Below are 21,842 nucleotides of genomic sequence, written 5' to 3'. Positions count from 1 at the left end.
GGTCGTTTGAAGAATGAATGGATTTGAAAAACGGGCAAAAGAGAAAAAGGAACAAGTATTGAAAGCCGCTTTTGATTTGATGAATTCAGATGAAGGAGTTGCGGGATTGACGATCGATGAAGTAGTGGAGCGTTCTTCTGTCAGCAAAGCGACTATTTTCAAATATTTTGGAAGTAAAGAACAGTTGATCCATAAAGTCTTCTTTGAATTTATGGATGAAATGGGCGGGTCAGCGAGGAAAATCATGGCACAGAATCTGCCATTTGAAGAAACATTGATTGCGATGAGCCAAAATAAGATCAATTATCTTGAAAAAATCAACAAACGTTTCTTTCTTGATTTGATGAGCTACTATACGCAAAAAGATGAAAACAGCGAACTGACTTTGCTGATGGAGCAATATACAAAAGAGAGTTTTGATCTCATGTTGGATTTATTTCATAGGGGCCGAAAAGAGGGAAAAGTAGATCTTAAGTATTCCGATGAATTTTTGATCTTGTATTTCCAAGCAATGGTAGAAGGGATCTCGAATCCGCAGATTTATGAAAAAATCCTTCCCTATACGGCTGAGTGGACCGAGATGATGGTGAAGGGGATTGCACCAAGTTAGAGGTTGTGAGCAACATGTTCTGCTTCAAGAATTAAGGACGAAAAAGTAAAAACAGCTTTTCATGTTTTTGTCTTTTTTGAACTTAATTCCGAAGAAGCAATGTTGCAAGCACCGTTTAGATAGAGGTTGTGAAAGAACCGCTTAGCTCCGAGCAATAAAGAGAAAATCCGTGAAACAGCTTTTCATGTTTTGCGGATTTTTGAGTTATTGCCGAAGGAGCTGGTTCTTGAACACCGTTTAGATAGAGGTCATGCCAAAAAAATCAATTTCTTTCCTATATCAACAACAAGTCGCCTATCCACATAGGCGGCTTTTATTTTTTTCATAGCTCCCTGAAAAAATCGACCGTTATATTTTCTTAAACTGCCTATACTTATAACTAAGCAGAAGCAAATAAATCGATAGGGGGAATGACAATGAAATGGTACCAAGTATCTAAAACACAATTATTGAAGCATTTACAGTCCAATGAACAAGGTCTTTCACATAACGAACGTCAAACCCGGTTGAAAGCCAATGGAACAAATAAAATCACTGAGAAAGAACAAATGAAATCTTGGCAGAAAATCGCCAAACATTTTACTGATTTGCTGATGATCGTATTGATGGTCGCGGCTGGTTTGAAAGCACTGACGGGAGATTACGTCGAAAGCGGCATTATTTTACTCGTGGTGATCATCAACGGTATAGTTGGTTACTGGCAAGAACGAAAAGCAGAAGAATCACTTGATGGACTGAAACAGATGATGGGACAAGAAGCGGTCGTCCTTGTCGAAGGTGCAAGACAAACAATCGATGCAGAAATGGTCGTAAAAGGAGACATCATTGTTTTGAAAGCTGGGGATATCGTTCCAGCAGACATGCGGTTGATTGAAACACATTCATTCGTAGTAGAAGAGTCGATGCTGACAGGAGAATCAGAGCCAGTCAAAAAAACAGCAGCAGTTATTGCTGAAAACAGTATTATTGGTGACCAAAAAAACATGGCATTTTCTGGGACACTGGTTCAAAGCGGTACGGCAACAGGTGCAGTAGTGGCAATAGGAGATGACACAGAAATAGGGAAAATCAATCATTCTTTGCAAACGATGACTGCGCAAGAAACACCGCTTGTCAAAAAAATACATCAATTAAATAAACAGATTTTCAGAGGAATCATTGCATTGATCGTCTTCTTGATTTTCTTTACTACTTTCAGATACGGATTGGAAATGGATCTTTTATTTTCTTCAATCATCGCATTGATCGTTTCAATGATACCAGAAGGATTACCGGCAGTACTGACGATGATCTTGTCTATGGGTGTCAAAGAAATGGCAGAGCAGCAAGCAATCATCAAAACGATGCCCTCTGTTGAAACACTTGGCGCAATGACAGTTATCTGCTCAGATAAAACCGGCACATTGACGAAAAATGAGATGACCGTTGTTGAAACTGTATCATTAGACGATGCAGCCCACGTAAAAATGCAAGAAATCATGACAAACTGCCAAGAGCTAAAAAGAGATATTTCCCAGCGTGCGGCAGATTTGCAAGGCAATCCAACAGAGAAAGCATTACTGCAATTTGTCGAAAAATTTGAATTGCCGATAAAAGAAATCCAGGAAAAAATCCCTTTCAGTTCCGCGTATAAATACATGGCAACAAAACATGCTGGTAAAGACCAGACTGAATCAATTGTTTTTGTCAAAGGTGCTCCGGAAGTCTTGTTGAGCAGAAGCACAGTTTCAAAAGAAGAGCGCGCTCATTGGCAGAAAAAAGGTTCAGAATTGGCGCAAAAAGGACAGCGTATCCTTGGTTTTGCCTTCAAAATGCTTCCTGCAAACCAAACACTTTCGCCTGAAAAAATCAATGAGCTGCAGTTTGTTGGTTTGGCAGGCATCATCGATCCGCCCAAAGAAAGTGCTGTAAAAGCTGTGGAAGAATGTTTGCGAGCGGGGATCGAAGTTAAGATGATTACTGGCGACCATAAAAAAACAGCACAAGCAATTGGTGAGCAAATCGGCTTGAAGCATACGAAGAAAGTATTAGAAGGTTTAGATATCGATCTATTGTCTGATGAAGAATTAGCGCATGAAGTCAATCATGTAGATGTTTTCGCTAGAACTACCCCAGAACATAAATTAAGGATCGTTGCAGCACTTCAAAACAATGGCGAAGTCGTAGGAATGACAGGCGATGGCGTCAATGATGCACCTGCACTTAAACGAGCAGATATTGGTATTGCAATGGGGATCAAGGGAAGTGAAGTCAGCAAACAAGCTGCTGATATGGTATTGGCAGATGATAATTTCCATACGATCGCAAAGGCAGTGAAAGAAGGACGACGGATTTTTGATAATCTGAAAAAGACAATCAACTTCTTTTTACCTACAGCACTTGCACAAGGGCTGATCGTGATCGTCGCTCTCTTGATGAATCGTCCTTTGCCATTGACACCTGTACAGATTTTGTGGGTGAATATGGTTACGACCATTACGTTGTCTTACGCATTAGGATTTGAAAAAGCAAGCAAAGACGTGATGGATAGACCTCCGAGACTGGTAAACGAGGGGATTCTTTCGATGTACAGTGTGTTTCGCATCGTTTACGTCTCGCTGCTGATCATGGTTCCAGCTTACCTTTTGGCTATGAGTTTTGAAGGAATGGCAGTCCAGCAGACGATTCTTTTACAGAACATTGTTTTAGCTCAAGCTGTATACATGCTGAATTGTCGAGAGCTGACAGAGCCGGCACTAGGAAAAGCAATGTTCAAAAATAGAGCAATCTTCATTTCTTTAGGGCTTTTGCTTCTCTTGCAAATGAGCGTCCTTCTTTTACCAGCAGCACAACAACTGGTCGGGACGACTTCTCTAGGATTTGTGCACCATGCAAGTATCGCAGCCAATGCACTCTTGCTGTTCGTGATCGTAGAAGCTGAAAAATGGCTGATGAACCGCCGTTTGAACAAAGAAATAACAAAAACAACCAACGAGTTCAGATAAACTCATTGGTTGATAAGATAATAGTTCTGGATGAGCTCAGTCAATTGATTGAGCTCATTTTTTGTTGGAAACATCGAAAGATAAAATACCGGCAGATCAGGATCATCTAAAGGATAATTGGAAAGGATAAAGTCTCCTTTTTTCGTTTGGACAGCCGTAAATTCTGAAGGTTCAACAGGGATCAGCTGGATTCTTTTACCAAGATAATCGCTTATTTCTTGCTGCAAGAAAACTTTCCATGCAGGCTCTCCTTGAAAGAAGAAAAAAGCACGTACTTTCACAGGATGTACTTGGGACATTGCCTGTTGAACAAGAAGAGAAGCTGTATTTAAAAGATATTCCGGCTTTTTCACAGCTGGGACGACATCCGGTGCAGAAAGAAAAGTCGCAAGCCGCTCAAAAATTTTTTCGCACGATTCATGATGCCGAATGGATATTATTTCTTGGTATTCTAATTGAAATTGTTGTGACAGATTTGCTGATTCATTTGCACGAAGCAGCATCAGGAGCAGATTATCCGCTAATTGAGTTTCTGATGAAAGCGGCAGTTCCAATTCGTGATCCAAATCTGCAACAAAATGGTGGACAGATTTTTTTACAGTGAAATAATGTTCTAAGGTCTCGGCAACTTTATCAGACCATTGATTATTGTAATTCCAGCTTTCCAAGAAACAATAAAAACAGAAGAAACAGTCACTTTCTTCCAGATAGACACCTTCTTTTTGATAAACGTCAAAAAGGAATGGCTGATATTGAAGAAAGAGAGGATCTTTTGGCTCAAAAGAGAACGCGCCAACTCGACAGTTCGCTTTGATTCGAATCGTGTTGATGAAAAACCAGCAAGTACCAAAAATCTGTTCTACAGAAACGTGCAGATCGTTCCGTTTCAATTTCTCCAAAAAACGCAGGTAATGGGATTCATGGATCGTATAATTTTCAAAAAAATAGTTGTTATGTGTAAATGGCAGCAGCAAACGGTGGAAAAAAATCCGAATATTTACTTCATTTCCTAATAACATTGCCTCTTTGCTGTTCAAACGGATCCTAATGTCATAGGGCTTCAAACTACGATTGATTTTTGTGATATGGCGCCTCAATGTCTCATAAGAAATCCCATTATCTTGTAAAAAAAGCTGTGTCAGGACTTCTTTATTGAAAAATAATTGCTTGATCAAGGATACACCAATCGAAAGCGGAAAAAAGGACTCCCAAAGCTGATGTGTCAGCTGAGCACTGTGCTTAATCAGAGATAAACCATTGCTGTCCGCTTCGATCGACCAATCAGGCGGCAGCTGAGTACGAATATATTGGATATCTGAAAAAATCGTTCGTTCTGTAGTATGGATCAAGGAAGCCAATTCTTTTGCTGTGATTTTGGGATGATTTGACAGTTGTTCTAAAAGTAAGATTTGCCGTAATAAGTCTTTTTCTGTGATGATGCTTTTCATGACAGTATCCATGAGCAGACTCCTTTCGCTGATAAAAGATAGCCATTCGTTAACTAAACAATAACATACATTCTTTCGCTTGTTCAGTGTTTAGGGATTTCGGTCAAAATCTGTCACTAGCAGTTATTTTTACATACAAAAGTCACTTCCCCGAAAATAAATGATGAAAAATAAAAAAAGCATTGACAAAATGGGTGCCGCTATATAAAATTGATGACGTTAACAATACTCTGTTTCATGTGACTAGATCATACTAGGCATGGAAAGTCTCTGAACGGAAGATGATATGCTTCCTTTTAGGGGATTTTCATGCCTATTTTTTATGCGGCCAAGTCAGTATGACCGAATCGCAGCGAAACAGAAACTTTTAGAGAAGGAATGCGCGCATGAAAATCAAAAAGATTTTGAATCAAAATGCTGTATTGGTGGAAGATGACGGGCAGGAAAAAGTAGCAATCGGAAAAGGGATCGGTTTTGACAAAAAGAGAAATGATTTGATTTTTGATCGAGACATCGAGCGGATTTTCGTGATGGAACCAGAAGGACAACTCAAACTGCAAAATCTGCTGAATCAGATCGATGAACGGTTTTTATTTGCAGCCGAACATATCATTGATTATGCAGAAACCGTGTTGATGGAAAAGTTGAATGAACATGTGCTGATTGCATTGACCGATCATATTGCATTCTCGGCAGAAAATATCCAAAACGGCATCGTTGTTCGGAATAAACTGCTGAGAGAGATCGAAGTGCTTTACAGTGAAGAATTTAGTATTGCGCAATGGGCAGTGGAATATTTGACGAAAGAGTTAGATGTGCCTTACACCTATGATGAAGCAGGGTATATCGCGATCCATATCCACAGTGCACGGAGCGGTCAAACAAGTAATCATCGCAGTATCCGTGAAGTCACTATCGTTTCAGATGTGATCCAGCTCATTGAAAGAGAACTGGCAGTCGATATCCATTCAGAGTCGATGGCATTGAACTATTCAAGGCTGGCGAACCATCTGCGGCTGCTTCTGCAACGAACAAATGCACAACAATACGCGGTTTTAGATACAGAAATCGTGCAAATGGTGAAAAGGAAGTATCCCGAAAGCTATAAAATTGCAAAAGAAATACGCGTTTTACTGATCAAACAATATCAAATGTCGATCACAAGTGAAGAATTGGGTTACTTGGCCATCCATATCGAACGCTTGCGAGGGGCAATTGAACACAAGAAAAACTAGGAGGAACAAAAATGAAAGCATACATGCAACGTATGGGGCGCTCATTGATGCTGCCCGTAGCTGTATTACCTGCTGCATCATTATTAGTAGGTATTGCAAACTGGATCGTTGGGATGGGCGTAAGCAACGCCGCAACGACATTCTTGATGAACTCAGGACTTGCGATTTTAAATCATTTGGCATTATTATTTGCTGTAGGTCTAGCATTAGGGATGTCTAAAGATAAAGATGGGTCAGCTGCATTAGCTGGTTTGGTGGCTTATTTAGTCCCTCAAACTGTTTTAGATCCAACATCTGTTCAAAGTTTATTAGGATTAAAAGATTTGGCAGACGTTAACCCTGCATTCAACAGCATGGGCAACAACGTATTTGTCGGAATCATCGCAGGTCTTACTGCGGCAGCAATGTATAATCGTTTCAGCAATGTAAAATTACCAATGGCTCTGTCTTTCTTTAGTGGGAAACGACTAGTACCAATCATGTCTGCTCTAGGTATGTTAGTGATTTCAGCCATTTTATTATTTATTTGGCCTAGCGTATACGATGTACTTGTTTCCTTTGGTAAAATGATTTCTGGTCTAGGATTTGTCGGAGCTGGTTTGTATGGCTTCTTCAACCGTCTATTGATCCCAACTGGTTTGCACCACGCATTGAACTCTGTATTCTGGTTTGACGTGGCAGGAATCAATGATATCGGTAATTTCTTAGCTGGTCAGCAAGCATTAGACAATGGAACAGCTATCGTTGGTCAAACAGGGATGTACCAAGCTGGTTTCTTCCCAGTTATGATGTTTGGTTTGCCAGCAGGTGCATTTGCCATCTATCAATGTGCTCGTCCAGAAAAGAAAAAAGTTACAGCATCATTGATGGTAGCAGCAGCTTTTGCTTCATTCTTTACAGGGGTGACAGAACCGCTTGAATTCTCATTCATGTTCGTTGCTTGGCCTCTATATGTACTTCACGCAGTATTTATGGGTCTTTCATTAGCAGTTAGTGCATTCTTCCATTGGACAGCAGGTTTTGCGTTTAGTGCTGGTTTTGTAGATTACTTCTTATCATTGAAAAACCCAGTAGCAAACCAACCATTGATGCTGATCGTTCAAGGTTTAGTTTTTGCTGTAATCTATTACTTCGGTTTCCGCTTTGCGATCCAAAAATTCAACTTGATGACACCAGGTCGCGAAGAAGGTACAGGCGAAGAAACACCAGATATCGCCACAGGAGACGACAAATTTGCCGCTTTAGCTAACCAAATCTATGCAGGTTTAGGCGGAGCAGCAAACGTAACAGCAATCGACAACTGTACAACACGTCTACGTCTGCAAGTAAAAGACACAGGCAATGTTGATCAAAGCAAAATCAAATCAACAGGTGTTCCAGGCGTAAAAGTAATCGATGATAAAAATATCCAAGTTATCGTTGGTACCGAAGTTCAATTCGTGGCGGACGAAATGTCTAAACTACATGGCGGCGCAGGTGTACAAACTGCACCAGCAGCACAACAGCCAAGTGTAGCAGCTGTACGAACAGAAACAGTGGTTGAAGGTCCTCTGACACAAGATGTCTTTGCAGTAGCAAATGGTCGTTTGATCCCGATCACAGAAGTATCTGATGATGTTTTTGCTGAAAAAATGATGGGTGACGGTTATGCCGTATTGCCAACAACTGGTGAGATCTTCTCTCCAATCTCAGGAACGATCGTCAATATCTTCCCAACAAAACATGCAGTTGGTATCCAAACTGATTCTGGTATCGAAGTCTTGCTTCATATGGGGATCAATACGGTTGATCTAAAAGGTGAACCATTCACATTGTATATCGAAGAAGGACAAAGAGTTGGCCGCGGACAACTGATTGCTCTTGTTGATCTTGCTTCTCTGCAAGCTTCAGGTAAAAAATCAGACATGATCGTTGTCTTTACAAATGGGGACAAAGTGCAAGAATTAGCCATCGAATCTGGTCGCGAAGTTCAAGCAAATGAACCAGTCGGAACAGTTACAAATAAAGCATAATAATAAAGAGCCGATGGAACAATAGAGATTGTTCCATCGGCTTTTTTTATTCAATGACCAACATATTATTTTCGTCAAAAGCCCAAGATTTGCCATAAGCAACTTCCCAATAATAGCCGTCAAGATCTGTAAAGTAGCCTGTATAGCCGTCCCAAAGTGCGTTTTTTTCTGGCTTTTTGACGATTTTTCCGCCAGCTTTGCGGACGTTTTCCATCAGCAGATCTACTTCTTCCGCTGATTTGGTATTGATAGCAAATGTAATGCCGGAAAAACCGTTTTTTTGCGGTTGCGGCGGATTTTCTTCATTGATGTCTTTTGCCAATTCTTCTATAGGAAACAACTCTAATTTCGTTCCTTCATTATCGAAAAAAACAATAGGCGGATTTGCGGAAGCTTCATAGGTTTTAAAGCCGATTTCTTTATAAAAAGCAAGTGCTCGCGACATATCTGCTACGCCAAGACAAATCAAATTGATTCGGTTCATTATAAGCCCTCCATTTCGCATAGTTACTATATAGTATAACCTCAACGATTCGATTTTTTTGCTGACAGGATTCGGTGTGTTATTATTAAATTATGATGAAAAAAGTATGTCTGGAGGTTAAGAAAATGGATAAAGAAGAAAAAATCAAAGTATTACAAGATATAGTAAGGATCAAATCAGTCAATGGCAACGAAGAAGAGGTCGCTAGTTATTTGCAGCAGCTTTTAAAAGAGCATCGAATCCACTCACAACTGATTTCTTATTCTGAGGGACGCTGTAATCTGATTGCAGAAATCGGCAGTGAGGGACCGATCCTTGGTTTTACAGGACATATGGATGTCGTAGATGCAGGCGAAGAACATTCGTGGACCTTTCCTCCTTTTGAAGCAGAAATCGACGGCAATCGGTTATATGGACGCGGCAGTACCGACATGAAGAGCGGACTTGCAGCGATGGTGATTGCGATGATCGAACTAAAAGATACACCGCTTAAAGGAAAAGTACGGCTTCTTGCGACAGTGGGGGAAGAAGTAGGTGAACTTGGTGCAGAACAATTGACGAAATTAGGTTATGCAGATGACTTGGATGGACTGATCATTGGCGAACCGACTAATTACAATTTGATGTATGCGCACATGGGTTCATTGAACTATTCAGTGAAGGCTATAGGTAAAGAAGCCCATAGTTCTATGCCGGAAGAAGGAATCAATGCCATCAATCTACTCAACCAATTTATTACGCGTATCAACGAAAAGATGTCAGAAATAACTAATAAATATGAAAATCAAGAATTGGGACGAACAATCCACAATGTAACCGTTATCCGAGGCGGAAACCAAGTCAACAGTATTCCTGGAGAAGCGGTTTTACAAGGCAATATCCGTTCGATTCCTGAATATGACAATGAACAGATCATTGAACTGCTTCAAACAACAGCAGAACAATTGACATTAGAACTGGACGGTACATTGGAAGTGACGATCGATTACAATAAAGTTCCTGTTCAGGCAAAAAAAGATTCGAAACTAATCAAAGTCATCCAAAATCAATTTTCAGAGGCACTGCCTTTGATCACAGCAGCCGGCACAACGGATGCAGCGGAATTTACGAAGTCGGATAATTCTTTCGACTTGGTTGTTTTTGGTCCAGGAATGCCGAAATTACCGCATCAAATCGATGAATATGTGGAGATCGACAACTATTTGGATATGATCGTCCGCTACCAAGACATCGCGAAAGAATATTTGAGCTGATTTTTTGAATAAATGAAAAACGAGAAACTTCTTTTACTAAATAATAGAAGTTTCTCGTTTTTTTGTGCGGTCTTTCAAAAACCGCATTTTAACAGAGAAAAATTGACGTTACGAAAAAAAATCTTTCATTTTAAACTTAGGAGGGTAAAGTTTAATGACTTTTCCAAATACAGTATGAAAGGAAGATCCAAAAAACAAACAGTCCAATAAAAAAACGGTATAGAAGCAAATAGCAGAAGCAAAGTCAAAAAACTGGCAAATAGAAAAACAGCTAGGGCTATTATAAAAAAACAAAAGATGGGTGAAAAAGATGGAAAGAAGGGATGTCAGCAATCGTTACATATGTGTATCACTTGAGTTTTTACATCCGCAGAATAATGGCAGAACTCCTTTAACCATCTTGAACAGAAAAATCAAAAGGAGGGGCTTATGAAAATTTGGAAAAAAATGCTGAACAGCGCACTCGTTCTGGGGATCATTCTAGGAAGCAGCAGCGGCACAGTGGTGGAAGCAACCAGTGCGTTAAGCAGAAGTCGGGAAAATAGGATCAGCCGGGCGACGAGGAGACAGGAAGAAGAGGAGAAGGCAGAGGCAGCAAAAGAAGCCAAAGAAGAACCAAAAGAAGAGGAAAAAGACGTTGAGCAGGTAGAAGAATCAGAAGAAAAAATCTCTGCACCGGCAGGACCGTTATCAACAGAAAAAATAGAAAGAAATGATGCTGCATATGACGAAGAGGTATTAAAAACAGCTATAAAGTATCTTGAATATCATATTCAGGCGCAGCACTTTAATATTTCCAATCACTCATTCAATGTAGGCGAAAGATTTGTTTTTGATTCATTTATATATCGAATGTTTGATGTGTATAACCAACATTTTTACAGACCAGATATACCATCTGATTTTGTTACTGATAACTGGGTTCGTGTGGGATTGAACGGATCGATGAATGATTTAAACTATTCATCTCAATCAGGTAATTGGGGGATTAATTTTAGAGGAGGAGGCGATCTCAGTGGAGGACCGGGAGGAGCTGCAGGTAGTTCGATTGGAATGACTTTTACCAGACGTCAAATTGGGGGACTTAGAGAAGAGACATTCCGCCACCCTACTGTAATGATAGGTTTTCACAGTAGACGTGGTTTTCGAAGAATGATAGTGCCTTTTACAGTTAGATTTCCTACTGCTGAACAAACAATTGGACGTCTTCAAGTGATAGGAAGAGAAGACCATGTATTTTTACAAGGAGACAGAGTTCCTGAGCCGTCACTATTTATCGAATCTGTAAATAACCATCGAGGTACTGTTCGTTATAGTTGGGCATCACCGCCTGATATGAATAGAGTTGGCCGACAAAATACGATGGTTAGAGTAAATGATGATACAGAGCGTGTACATGAAATATCAGTGCCGATCACTATTGAATTTCGTAATTTAGAAATGCTTCCTAAACCGGGTGAACACTCAATTTATCAATATTCAGCCATGCCAAATGCTGCTGACTATTTTGATATTCAAAATGGTGGAGATAACTATAGAGTAGAATGGATCGATAATCCCAATACTCTTCAAGCAGGTAGACAGACTTGGCGTGCAAGGGCCGTCACCTCAGATGGAAGAGAAGCTACCAGCCTGGTGGAAATGGAAGTAATTCCTCATCCAGGGTTGCATATGAAATTAAAACCTGTCGAAGATCGTGCGCTTGGACAAACGTATCCAGCGTTGGCGTCGAATTTCAGAGATTATATTGAAGAAGTAACGATGTTTGGTGAACCAGTTGATTTGTCACAACTTCAATTTGTGGCGGCAGAGTCAATGGAACCGGATCATCAAACAGCCGGACCTCAAACGATAAGACTAACAGTTCAAACAAGACATCCTGTCAACAATGTGATGATCAAAGGAACAGCAGAAACAACAGTGAATGTTCGCTGGGGACATACCTTGTTCCTTAAATCGCATAATGGCGGATCGGCTGGTGCATTTTCACTACGTTTAGGAAATACAGCGAATGCAACAGCGGGTATCATCATGACACCAGGGACAGCTACTTCTTTAGATGCCGCTGTAGGATCGGGTGAAGCACCATTTGATGTTTACTATACATTTGATGTGTTGCGTAACGATCGTGTTATTTATCATCAAGCAATCACGAATCGTGCAACATTACGTCAAATCAGGAATAGCTTTGGGAATGCGAATAATATCGTGGACGTCCAATTAAACGATGTGGTCCGAATCTACCATCCAAACAACACAGGAAATCGTTCAGTGGTGATGATCAACGAACAAGAGGAAGATTTCACTTATGGCGCTGATTATGCGTATTATCGTGTGACAGCATTCGGTTTTGATCCATTCCCAGTGATGGAAGCGACTGCAAGTCCTCGAACATTTGATTTAGCAGAAGATACAAGTAATATTGATCTTTCACAGTTGTTGGAAAATGTCACGATAAACGGCAAAACGATCGACCAAGAGTTATATGAAGTAGAGCAATTGAATGATTTCGACACTTCGACAGTCGGAGAAAGAAATATTCGATTGCGTGTGCGCTTAAAAGATGGCTTGGCTTCTGCAGAAGTTGAAGTACCTTATGAAGTAAACTGGGGAAGTACCATCGTTCTAAAAGGATTAGAAGATGCGATTGTTGGTTCATTTACGTTTGTTGGTCAAGGAGACCAAGCGTTTATCCATTCAACAGCTGGAGACAGCGAAACAGATTTAGACTCGCCAGTTAATAATGTCTTTGGCCGCGGTGTTTATTACCGTATCGAGGTTGAAGAGCCAAGAGAGGAAGAAACCGAAGAAGACGTGATTGCACGACAATTCACAGGGACACCGCAGTTATCCAGAGAACAAGGTTTCCGTTATGAAGTCACAGGAAATACGACGATCAGACAGGCAATCTCAAGATTCAACAATGGACGTCCGCTTGCTGTTTCGGAAGGTTCTGTTGTTAGAGTTTTCCATGCGGAGCCAGACAAAGGCAATTTATTGATGCGCGACAACATCGCAAGAGATTTTACTGGCGGAACGAATTTCGCACAGTATAAAGTTACTAACAATGGTTTTGAACCAATTTCAGCTATCCAAGCAGACACGATTTCTCAAAGATTTGTTTTAGGACAAGATGGCACAGAAATTACTGGGGCGGATTTGGTAAGAAATGTAACTTTCAATGGTGAAGTATTGACAAATTCACTTTACAGAGTAGATAAATTGGAAGAATTTGATACATCAAGTGTGGGCGAAAAAACAGTGAAAGTCAGAATCACTGCTTTGAACAACGGCACCTCTACAGAAGTCGAAGTACCATACACCGTTGAATGGGGCGAAGCGTTACGCGTTAAAAACGGGAACGATGAAACAGTCGGGGCATTCAGTTTGATCAACCAAAACGACCGATTGATGCTTCATTCTGTGCAAGGAGCAAGCGAGACAAACTTGACAGACCGAATCACAGAAATCGCGGATCGGGATGTTTATTACCGCATCGAAGTCTTAAGAAATGGCAGAAGCCGCTTCAATTATGAAGTCAGAGGCAATATCACGATTGGTCAAGCAATCGCGCGTTTCAATAACGGTCAGCCATTGGAAATTTCGGTTGATGATACAGTAAAAATCTATCATTCTCAACTAGGTGAAAATAACTTGTTGATGTTTGAAGGAACAGCACAGGATTACACTTATGGTGGTCATTATGCCTATTATGATGTGACGCCTTATGGTTTTGAGCCGACTGGTGTGTTGGCATTTGAATCAAGTAATGTCAGCATGGAACAAGAATCGATCGTCGTAGAGGCAAGTGCTTTTGTCCTAGATGTAACAGTCAACGGCGTACCTGTTCCTGAACGGGCATATACCGTTACCCTTGATTCAGAAGTAGATACGACACGTTTAGGAAACAGAACTGCAAATGTAACAGTAACGACAGATCGTACGTTTGGCCGCTTTACAACCTCTGGAGAAGTCACTTATCAAATCGTAGAACAGGGACGATTTGGCGAAGATGAACCGCTGCCGCCTGGTGAACTTCCAGGAGCAGGAGGATCAGAAGAAACAGGAGAAACCGATGGACCAGGAGCACCAAACCCAGAAGATTCACCAAGACAAGAAGCACCAACGCCAAATGAACCTGAACCGGCGCCGCAAGCTGAAGGAGAACAAGAATCTAATATGGATACGATCGATAGAGGCAACTTGCCGCAAACAAATGCAACACGAAGTACAGCATTATCGGTCGCAGGTCTGTCGCTTCTTGCTCTTGTCGGCGGAATCGTTTATTGGAAGAAAAGAAAAGCCGCTAAAAAGACAGTAAAATAACCAAGGTTTTTTCCGATAAATACATTTGGACCACTTTTTATTCAATCAAGAAAAACTAGTTACAAATCTAAGAGGAAAACACATTAAAATAAAATAGTAAGAAGCACTCAAATAAAGGGAAAACCGTGTTTGAGTGCTTTTTATATAGAATAAAAAGGAAAGAAAATGAGGTGAGTAGACAATTGACTCTTCTATCAAAAAAATTGCAGCGGCAATTGCGATTGCTGGAAATACTCTTTGAAGGGAAAAAGTATCGTTTTGGTGATTTGGAAGTGATGTTGGATTGCTCCTCGAAAACCTTGCGAACGGATTTGGCAGAAATCAATACTTATGCTAAAGGAATCGAAATTTTGATGGAACGGGAATCGGGCGTTTCGGCAGCTATTTCCTCACACATCACAGAAGATTATATTTATCGGATCATTATGGAAGAATCGTTGGAGTTCCGGTATTTAGAAGCAATTTTACTGAAAAATTACGAAGATTATTTTACATTAGCAGAAGGTTTGTTTGTTTCAGAAAGTACCCTTAGAAGAATCGCTGCGAAAGTAAGAACACTGCTGAAAGACTATCATCTGACTATCCAAGGACTGATTAAACTTTCTGGTGATGACCAGCTGATCACAGAGCTGACGATCCAATTTCTATCTGAAAAATACCATTATTTCGAAAATGCCTTCCCGATACACTTTTGCCAGTGGATCGAGAAACTCGTTCAAGATTTCCTTTCTGAAAATAAACTAGAGGAACAAGCGGCTGCACTTGATTCAAAAGAACAGCAGATGCTGCATTTTTTAGTGGCTAGTCGCCTTTTGCAAATAGAAAAAGGAATGCTTTCGAACCAAAAGAAAGCGAAACAAAATTTCCAATTTAAAAAAATATTGGAAAAAAAGCTGCATTTACCCATAACTGATAAACTTTTGAATAAAGAACTGTTGGATTATATATTCGATCCAACCATGATCTATCCTGTTTTAGGAAGCAAAGAATCAAACTTATCATTTAGTTCTTCCAGCAAAATCGTTGAAAACATCGATTCGTTTATCAGAAAATTAGAAAGAAAGTATCAGTTGATCAATGAAGACCGAGCAAAAACCAGACAAAAAATAATTTATCGTCTGAACTGCCAAGAGATACCGAGCTATCTTTTATATGACAAAAATCAATCGATCTTAAAATATGTACAGCCGGAACTTGAAGCAATGAAAGTCAATTTAAAAAATCATTTGAAGCAGGCGGATATGAAAGTTGCGGACTCTTTTATCCAAAGCTGCGTTTCAGAAATCATTTTGAATTGGCCAGCACTTTTAAAGAAAATAGAAAAAAGCAGGCGGATCAAGGCGCTTGTCGTGACGAATGATAATGGAAACTACGCGAAATACATGATAAAGAAACTTGAACATCATTTAGGGAATCGGTATCACTTTGCGGCAAATACAACACCTTCGCTGACCAAAGAAATGCTCCATAAAGAAAAGTTTGATTGCATCATTTCGAACATTACACTAGCAACTACTTTCAGTATCCCGATTTTTGGGATCTCTGTTTTTCCTAATGCCAGAGAAATCTACAATCTATTTGAATTTTATCAGCATTTCGGTTTGTATTGATTTTTTTAAAATAAAATAACGGGAGGGAAATCGTTCATTCTGATTTCCCTCCCGTTATTTAAGTTTCAAGATAAGTGCTACATTCCTCGAGATTTTCCGTCGTATACATCTTTCACTGAGATAAAATCATCAAGGACAGTGTTTTTGCCTGACAACTCTGAATCAAACCGAATGCCGTCGACATTGATTCGAGCATTTCGATAAAAATCAGTGCCTAGCTGACCCCAAGCCTTAGTCGTAGCGTCTACGTTACAGAAAATATCAAATCCCTGTTCTTTTAAGTAAGCAAACTTGCCATTGGTTTCATCGTATGAATGCCAATCGCCGATATCAGCGCCGAAAGGATAGATCAAAATAGATGTTTTGCCGACGATTGGTGCGACTTCTTGCTGCCAAAGTGTATTATCTGCTTCAACTTCAGCCAAACTTGAAGTGGTCATATTGATGTGTCCCCAAGAATGAGAGGCGAAAGTCCAGCCTTCATTTTTAAGCTGTTGTGCGACTTTTTTTGCTTTTTCGATTTCTGATTGTGTCGTTTTTGTATCGCCATATTGAGATTTTGATGTGCGATAGCCGAGGACGCCGTTGTACCCAGTAAGAGCTAGGGTTCCTTTTGCTCCTTGATAAGAAAAGTCTGGATGTTCTTTGATAAAGGAATCCAGCAAGGGAACCATGTCAAAATCACCCGTTTCTTTTTTGCCGTTTTGCTGATAAGTATTCTTTACACCGGCATCTGTCGCAACCAGCTGATCTGGAAAACCAGAATCATGCATATATTCATAATAGCTGACATCGTCTTGAGAAAGGATCAGCGGTTTTTTATCTTTAGGTAAAGAAATCCCAACAAATTCAAGGTTTCCGGCATCATTTTTTTGGACAAGTTTATTGATATCTACAAGTACATATCCGTTTTGGTAAAGTTCTTGGATCGTCTGTTTGAATTCAGGGATCGTGACCATATAATCTTTATAACCTTTTGCCTGTGGTGTGCTGAATGCTTTTTGCGGGTCGACGATCAAACTGTGGAAAAACAGGTGAGAAAAGGTATCAGGATCTTTCCAAGCGACCAGCTGCTGTTTTTCATCTGTTATTTTTTTCTGCAAAGAGGAAGCTTCCTTACTGTCGTCATTTTTTAGTAAAGAAAGAGCTTCGTCGTAGTTATACCCTTGAGCCAGCTGTTCTGCTTGCGAAATAGTTTTCTTTTCTTGAACTTGTTCGTGTGTTTCTTGAGTAATCTCTTGCGGTGTCTGCTTTGGAGAAGCAAATTGGAAAATGAGCAAAAGACTGAGGATAGAAAGAATAATTGCGATAAGTGACATCATACCAAGTAATTTTTTTTGTTCTGGTTTCATTGTGAAAACTCCTAATTCAAAATTTGTAAAGTTGTGACTTACAGATAAAATAGTGGCGAAGCAAGTTGGAAAATTGGAATCTTTCTGTGGAGAATGTTCAAGAACCAGCTTCTTCGGCATTAACTCAAAAAACAAAAATATGAGAAGCTATTTTATGTTTTTTGAGTTACTGCTTGAAGCTGAATGGCTCTTTCACGACTTCCCCATAAACGGTGTTCCCAGCATTGCTTCTTCGGAATTAAGCCGGCCAAATTAAAAATATGAAGTGCTATTTCTAATTTGGCATTCTTAATTCTTGAAGCAGAACATGCTGCTCACGACCTCTCTTCAACGGTATTTTCTCAGTTGCTCCTCGGCGTTAAGCTTTTCAACGGAAAAACATGGAAAAGCTGTTTCCCCGCTGAAAAGAGTCTTAACGCTCGGATCAGGACACTGAGAAAATGACCTCTCTATAAACGGTGTTCAAGAACCAGCTTCTTCGGCAGTAACTCAAAAAAACAAAAATATGAGAAGCTATTTTGTGTTTTTCTTCGTTACTGCTTGAAGCTGAACGGTTCTTTCACGACCTCTCTTCTAAATTGTATCGAAGCTGCACCAAATACCAAAGCATATTGTCTTATATTTTTGGCAAATAGTACAATTTTTATTGACAAAAAAAATATTGCCCTCTATGATTGTACTAGTTGGATAGATAACAAGATGTTGAATGGAACGAAGTAGGGATAAAGCCAATGTTTCAGAAAGCTAGTGGCTGCTGCGAACTAGCACATGCTTTAAAACGAAGTACATTCCAGGAGTCTTTGACAGAAATGTCACGCGGCAGCGTTAAATGCTTGAGTGATACGTTTTTACGTATAAATTGGGTGGTACCGCGATTTTTCGTCCCTTGGCTGTTTTTGCCAAGGGATTTTTTTATTGCAGTCCTGTACAAGTTTTACAAATAAAAACAGCAATTGCTTGTTAAAAAATAACTAGGAGTGGAAAAGAATGAATATCATTGACGAACTAACATGGCGCGACGCCATCAATCAGCAGACAAATGAAGAAAGACTTCGCGAACTTGTTGAGGAGAAAAGTATTTCTCTTTATTGCGGTGTAGATCCTACTGGCGATTCTATGCACATTGGCCACTTGATTCCTTTCATGATGATGAAACGGTTCCAGCTTGCTGGACATCATCCATATATCTTGATCGGCGGCGGAACAGGTACGATCGGCGACCCAAGCGGAAGAAAAACAGAACGTGTCTTGCAAACGATGGAACAAGTGCAGCATAATGTTGATGCACTGACAAATCAAATGCGCAAACTATTTGGCGAAGGTGCAAACATCACATTTGTGAACAACTATGACTGGTTGTCAGAAATCTCATTACTTGAATTTCTAAGAGATTACGGAAAACATTTCAATATCAATACAATGTTAGCTAAAGATATCGTTTCAAGTCGTTTAGAAGTAGGTATCTCCTTTACAGAATTTACTTACCAAATTTTACAATCGATCGACTTCCTTCATTTATACCGTACCCATGATGTACAATTGCAAATCGGAGGAGCAGATCAGTGGGGGAATATTACTGCTGGATTGGATCTTTTGCGTAAGTTGGAAGGCCCAGAAGCAGAAGGATTTGGTTTGACGATCCCATTGATGCTGAAAGCGGACGGTACGAAATTCGGTAAAACAGCAGGCGGCGCGATCTGGCTTGATCCAAAGAAAACTTCACCATTTGAATTCTATCAATTCTGGTTGAACCAAGATGATCGCGATGTAGTGAAATACTTGAAATTCTTTACGTTCCTTTCACAAGAAGAAATCGCTGAATTGGAGAAAAAAGTAGCAGAAGAACCTGAAAAACGTGAAGCACAACGCCGTTTAGCAGAAGAAGTAACGACATTTGTCCACAGTGAAGCAGAACTGAAAGAAGCACAAAAAATCACAGAAGCATTATTCTCTGGCAACATCAAAGAATTGACAGCAGATGAGATTGCACAAGGTTTTGAAAAAATGCCAAATGTTGAAATCTCAAGCCAACCAGAAAATATCATCGAATTGCTGGTCGCAACAAAAATCGAACCATCAAAACGTCAAGCTCGGGAAGATGTTAAAAACGGAGCAATCCGCATCAACGGAGAGCGTGTCACAGACTTAGAATACATGATTGATCCATCTGAACAATTTGATGGCCGATTCGTAGTTATCCGCAAAGGGAAGAAAAAATATTTCTTGGCAAGAGTTGTGGACTAATTCTATAAACGAAAAAGAACAGCTGCACATTTACTGTGCGGCTGTTCTTTTTTATAAGTGAAATCAATTCAAGGTGTTCAAATAGTTGAGTAAAGCATCGCTGTGATTTGCAGCGCTTTGGCCTTCGCCGCGATCTTCTAAGAAGTTGACCACAAGATAGTTCTTTTTCTCTGGATTGAACGCGAACAAGAAGCTGTTTTCTGTTCCTTTTTCATCTTGTTTTTCTTTGATTTCGGCTGTACCTGTCTTAGCGGCTAATGGGATACCTAAAGCAGCTAAGTTGTGCGCCGTTCCATTTGGATCACTGACGACTGCCTGCATATCGGTCGTAACAGTGGAGGCAGCATTTTCTGAAATGACATTTGCTTTTGTTTTTGTTTCTTCAGAAGCAAGGATTCTTGGATAAACTAGTGTACCGTTATTTGCAAAAACGCTGTACATTGTTGCTTGTTGGATCGGATTGATCAAAAGCTCGCCTTGTCCGTAACCAGTGTCAGCCAGTAAGACTTCTTTATCCAATTTTCCGTCATTAGAGATTTGTGCCGGATTCATAGCAATCGGCAAGTCTAATTTTTCGCCAAAAATAAATTTGTCTAAACCATCAATAAAGGTTTTTGCTCCCATTTTCAATGTTTGTTGAGCCATATAGATGTTATCTGAATAAACTAAAGCTGTTTTTAAATCAACAGCACTTTGTGTATCCGAAACACGTGTGACTTCATAACTTCCCCAAGAAGAATCTTTTTGCCATTTCAAGCCGTTGATTTGCAGTTGTTCACTAGGATCAATCGTTCCTGCGTCTAATCCAATCGCAGCTGTAATGGTTTTAAAAGTAGAACCGGGAGCGTAACGATTCGTAAATCGGCTTGTGAATGGATGTGCCTCGTCATTGCTGTAAGCATCATATTGTTCTTGTGAGATACCGTGTGCCATTAAATTAGGATCATAACTTGGTGAGCTGACCGCAGCTAAAAGATCGCCATTTTGCGGATTTGTCACGACTGCAGAACCTTTTTGATTATCAAGTTCTTGGAAAGCCAATTGCTGCGCTTGGCTGTCGATCGTCAATTGCACATCTTCGCCGTCTTTTTTCTCTACTTGAGTCAAGACTTCTTTTTCATTTCCGTCTGCATCTGTTACTGCTAAGGTACCGCCAGAAGAACCGCGAAGCTTTTCATCAAAACTTGCTTCTAAGCCTGTTTTTCCAACAACACCGCTGCTTGGAAGATCAGGATTTTCTTTGATATCGTCAGCACTGATCGTTCCGACATAACCCACTAATTGTGCGGCAGCTTCTTTTAATGGATAGTAGCGCATCGTCACGGTCTGTGTTGTCACGCCTGTAGGAAGTTCAGTTATGGCTTCGCCCAGCTCCAATGTTTTTAGTGGGACAAAGTAGTCATCTTGGACCCAGCTTTGACTCAAAGCATCATTGATTTCTTGTTCAGTCAATTCGTATTTTTCAGCAATTTGTTTGATATTCGCTGTTTTTTCGTCGCCGCTGCCTAATTTGTTAGGAATGACACCGATTTGATCGAATTCTTGATTGACGGCCAATTCTTTGCCGTTTCTGTCGGTGATGGTTCCGCGTGCAGGTTCATCGACGCTGATTGATACTTTATCTTGACCGCTCATTTGAGGAAAGATCAAATTTGGTGCCCATTTGATGCGCGGCTGTCCGTCTTCTTCTGTCAAAGTCCCTTTATAATCTAAATCTTTCAATTTTCCTAATGCAGTAGTCATGGAAAGGGTGTAAGTAAACGTATATGTATCTTGATCTTTTTTTACTTTCAGATTTTTGACATCAATATTCTCTGCTGTGATCCCTGAAAAAATCGTTTGATACTTGTCTGCGATATCTTGTGTTGCATAATCGCTGTTTTCAGATTTTTTACTGGAAACCAGCTGATCTAAATCATCGAATTTCTGCTTTTCAAGATCTTTTGTGAACTTTTCTGCGACTTGTTTGTTTTTCTCCAGCTGCTGGTTTGTTTGATAAGCGGTAAATCCGAAATATCCGCCTCCGAGAAGCAATAGAGCGGCAATTCCTCCGCCGACCCAAAGTCCTGTTGATTTTTTTGAACTTTGCTGCCGGTTGCTGCTTCGACTTGTCATTTCAATTCCTCCAATATTTTCTGATGCAGTTTCACTGAAACAGGAAGCAACCTGTTTAGTTTTTCTTAGTATAGCTCATTCCTTTACGAAAATACAGAAGTAGTAAAGGTTATTTTTGTTTTATATCACATATTTATGTTAAGGTAAAAGAAAAAGCATGTGAGGTGGA

General features: G+C 40.1%; 12 protein-coding genes and 1 other annotated feature. Of the genes, 8 read left to right on the top strand and 4 right to left on the bottom strand.

Annotated features, from left to right (window positions below; all coding sequences use genetic code 11):
- The first annotated feature begins 13 nt into the window (after positions 1-13).
- Both IGI64_RS10475 and IGI64_RS10470 read left to right on the top strand, forming a co-directional pair.
- Complete coding sequence (locus IGI64_RS10475; RefSeq protein WP_016625009.1) at positions 14-610, top strand: TetR/AcrR family transcriptional regulator; 597 nt, start codon at positions 14-16, stop codon at positions 608-610.
- Between the two features lie 416 nt (positions 611-1,026).
- On the top strand, positions 1,027-3,594 hold the full coding sequence (locus IGI64_RS10470) for an HAD-IC family P-type ATPase (protein WP_429940424.1): 2,568 nt from the start codon (positions 1,027-1,029) through the stop codon (positions 3,592-3,594).
- A 2-nt stretch (positions 3,595-3,596) separates the two neighbouring features.
- On the opposite strand, the gene IGI64_RS10465 is transcribed toward IGI64_RS10470, so the two are convergent.
- Entirely contained in the window at positions 3,597-5,054 is a 1,458-nt protein-coding gene (locus IGI64_RS10465) for a helix-turn-helix domain-containing protein (protein WP_429940423.1), read from the bottom strand.
- A 374-nt stretch (positions 5,055-5,428) separates the two neighbouring features.
- Here IGI64_RS10465 and IGI64_RS10460 point away from each other — a divergent pair, with 374 nt between their 5' ends.
- Positions 5,429-6,277, top strand: coding sequence for a PRD domain-containing protein (locus IGI64_RS10460; RefSeq protein ID WP_016625019.1), 849 nt, complete (start codon positions 5,429-5,431; stop codon positions 6,275-6,277).
- Between the two features lie 11 nt (positions 6,278-6,288).
- Positions 6,289-8,289, top strand: coding sequence for an N-acetylglucosamine-specific PTS transporter subunit IIBC (gene nagE, locus IGI64_RS10455; protein ID WP_429940422.1), 2,001 nt, complete (start codon positions 6,289-6,291; stop codon positions 8,287-8,289).
- Between the two features lie 46 nt (positions 8,290-8,335).
- Here the strand turns inward: nagE and IGI64_RS10450 are convergent, their stop codons facing one another.
- Positions 8,336-8,773: a VOC family protein gene (locus tag IGI64_RS10450; RefSeq protein WP_429940421.1), complete on the bottom strand. Its 438-nt coding sequence runs from the start codon at positions 8,771-8,773 to the stop codon at positions 8,336-8,338.
- Between the two features lie 125 nt (positions 8,774-8,898).
- Between IGI64_RS10450 and IGI64_RS10445 the strand changes: the two genes are divergently transcribed.
- From IGI64_RS10445 to IGI64_RS10435, 3 genes are all read left to right on the top strand, one after another.
- Entirely contained in the window at positions 8,899-10,026 is a 1,128-nt protein-coding gene (locus tag IGI64_RS10445) for an ArgE/DapE family deacylase (RefSeq protein ID WP_429940420.1), read from the top strand.
- A gap of 429 nt (positions 10,027-10,455) precedes the next feature.
- On the top strand, positions 10,456-14,352 hold the full coding sequence (locus IGI64_RS10440; RefSeq protein WP_429940419.1) for an LPXTG cell wall anchor domain-containing protein: 3,897 nt from the start codon (positions 10,456-10,458) through the stop codon (positions 14,350-14,352).
- A gap of 170 nt (positions 14,353-14,522) precedes the next feature.
- Positions 14,523-15,962 (top strand): helix-turn-helix domain-containing protein, encoded by a 1,440-nt coding sequence (locus IGI64_RS10435; RefSeq protein ID WP_429940418.1) that lies wholly within the window; start codon positions 14,523-14,525, stop codon positions 15,960-15,962.
- 77 nt (positions 15,963-16,039) lie between these two features.
- On the opposite strand, the gene IGI64_RS10430 is transcribed toward IGI64_RS10435, so the two are convergent.
- Positions 16,040-17,314 carry a polysaccharide deacetylase family protein gene (locus tag IGI64_RS10430; RefSeq protein ID WP_429940417.1) on the bottom strand — a complete coding sequence of 425 codons (1,275 nt, stop codon included), beginning with the start codon at positions 17,312-17,314 and terminating at the stop codon, positions 16,040-16,042.
- 693 nt (positions 17,315-18,007) lie between these two features.
- Positions 18,008-18,204, top strand: a binding site (T-box leader).
- Positions 18,205-18,301: 97 nt separating this feature from the next.
- On the opposite strand from IGI64_RS10430, the gene tyrS reads away from it, so the two are divergent.
- Positions 18,302-19,558, top strand: a complete 1,257-nt coding sequence (gene tyrS / locus IGI64_RS10425) for a tyrosine--tRNA ligase (RefSeq protein WP_016625029.1) — start codon at positions 18,302-18,304, stop codon at positions 19,556-19,558.
- A 63-nt stretch (positions 19,559-19,621) separates the two neighbouring features.
- Here the strand turns inward: tyrS and IGI64_RS10420 are convergent, their stop codons facing one another.
- A complete protein-coding gene (locus IGI64_RS10420; protein ID WP_429940416.1) occupies positions 19,622-21,673 on the bottom strand; it encodes a penicillin-binding transpeptidase domain-containing protein in 2,052 nt (683 codons plus the stop codon).
- Between the last annotated feature and the right edge of the window lie 169 nt (positions 21,674-21,842).

Origin of the sequence: Enterococcus sp. DIV0210g, from assembly GCF_050559705.1 — a bacterium.
GTDB lineage: Bacteria > Bacillota > Bacilli > Lactobacillales > Enterococcaceae > Enterococcus_B > Enterococcus_B faecalis_A.
This window is presented reverse-complemented; position numbering and strand designations above follow the sequence as displayed.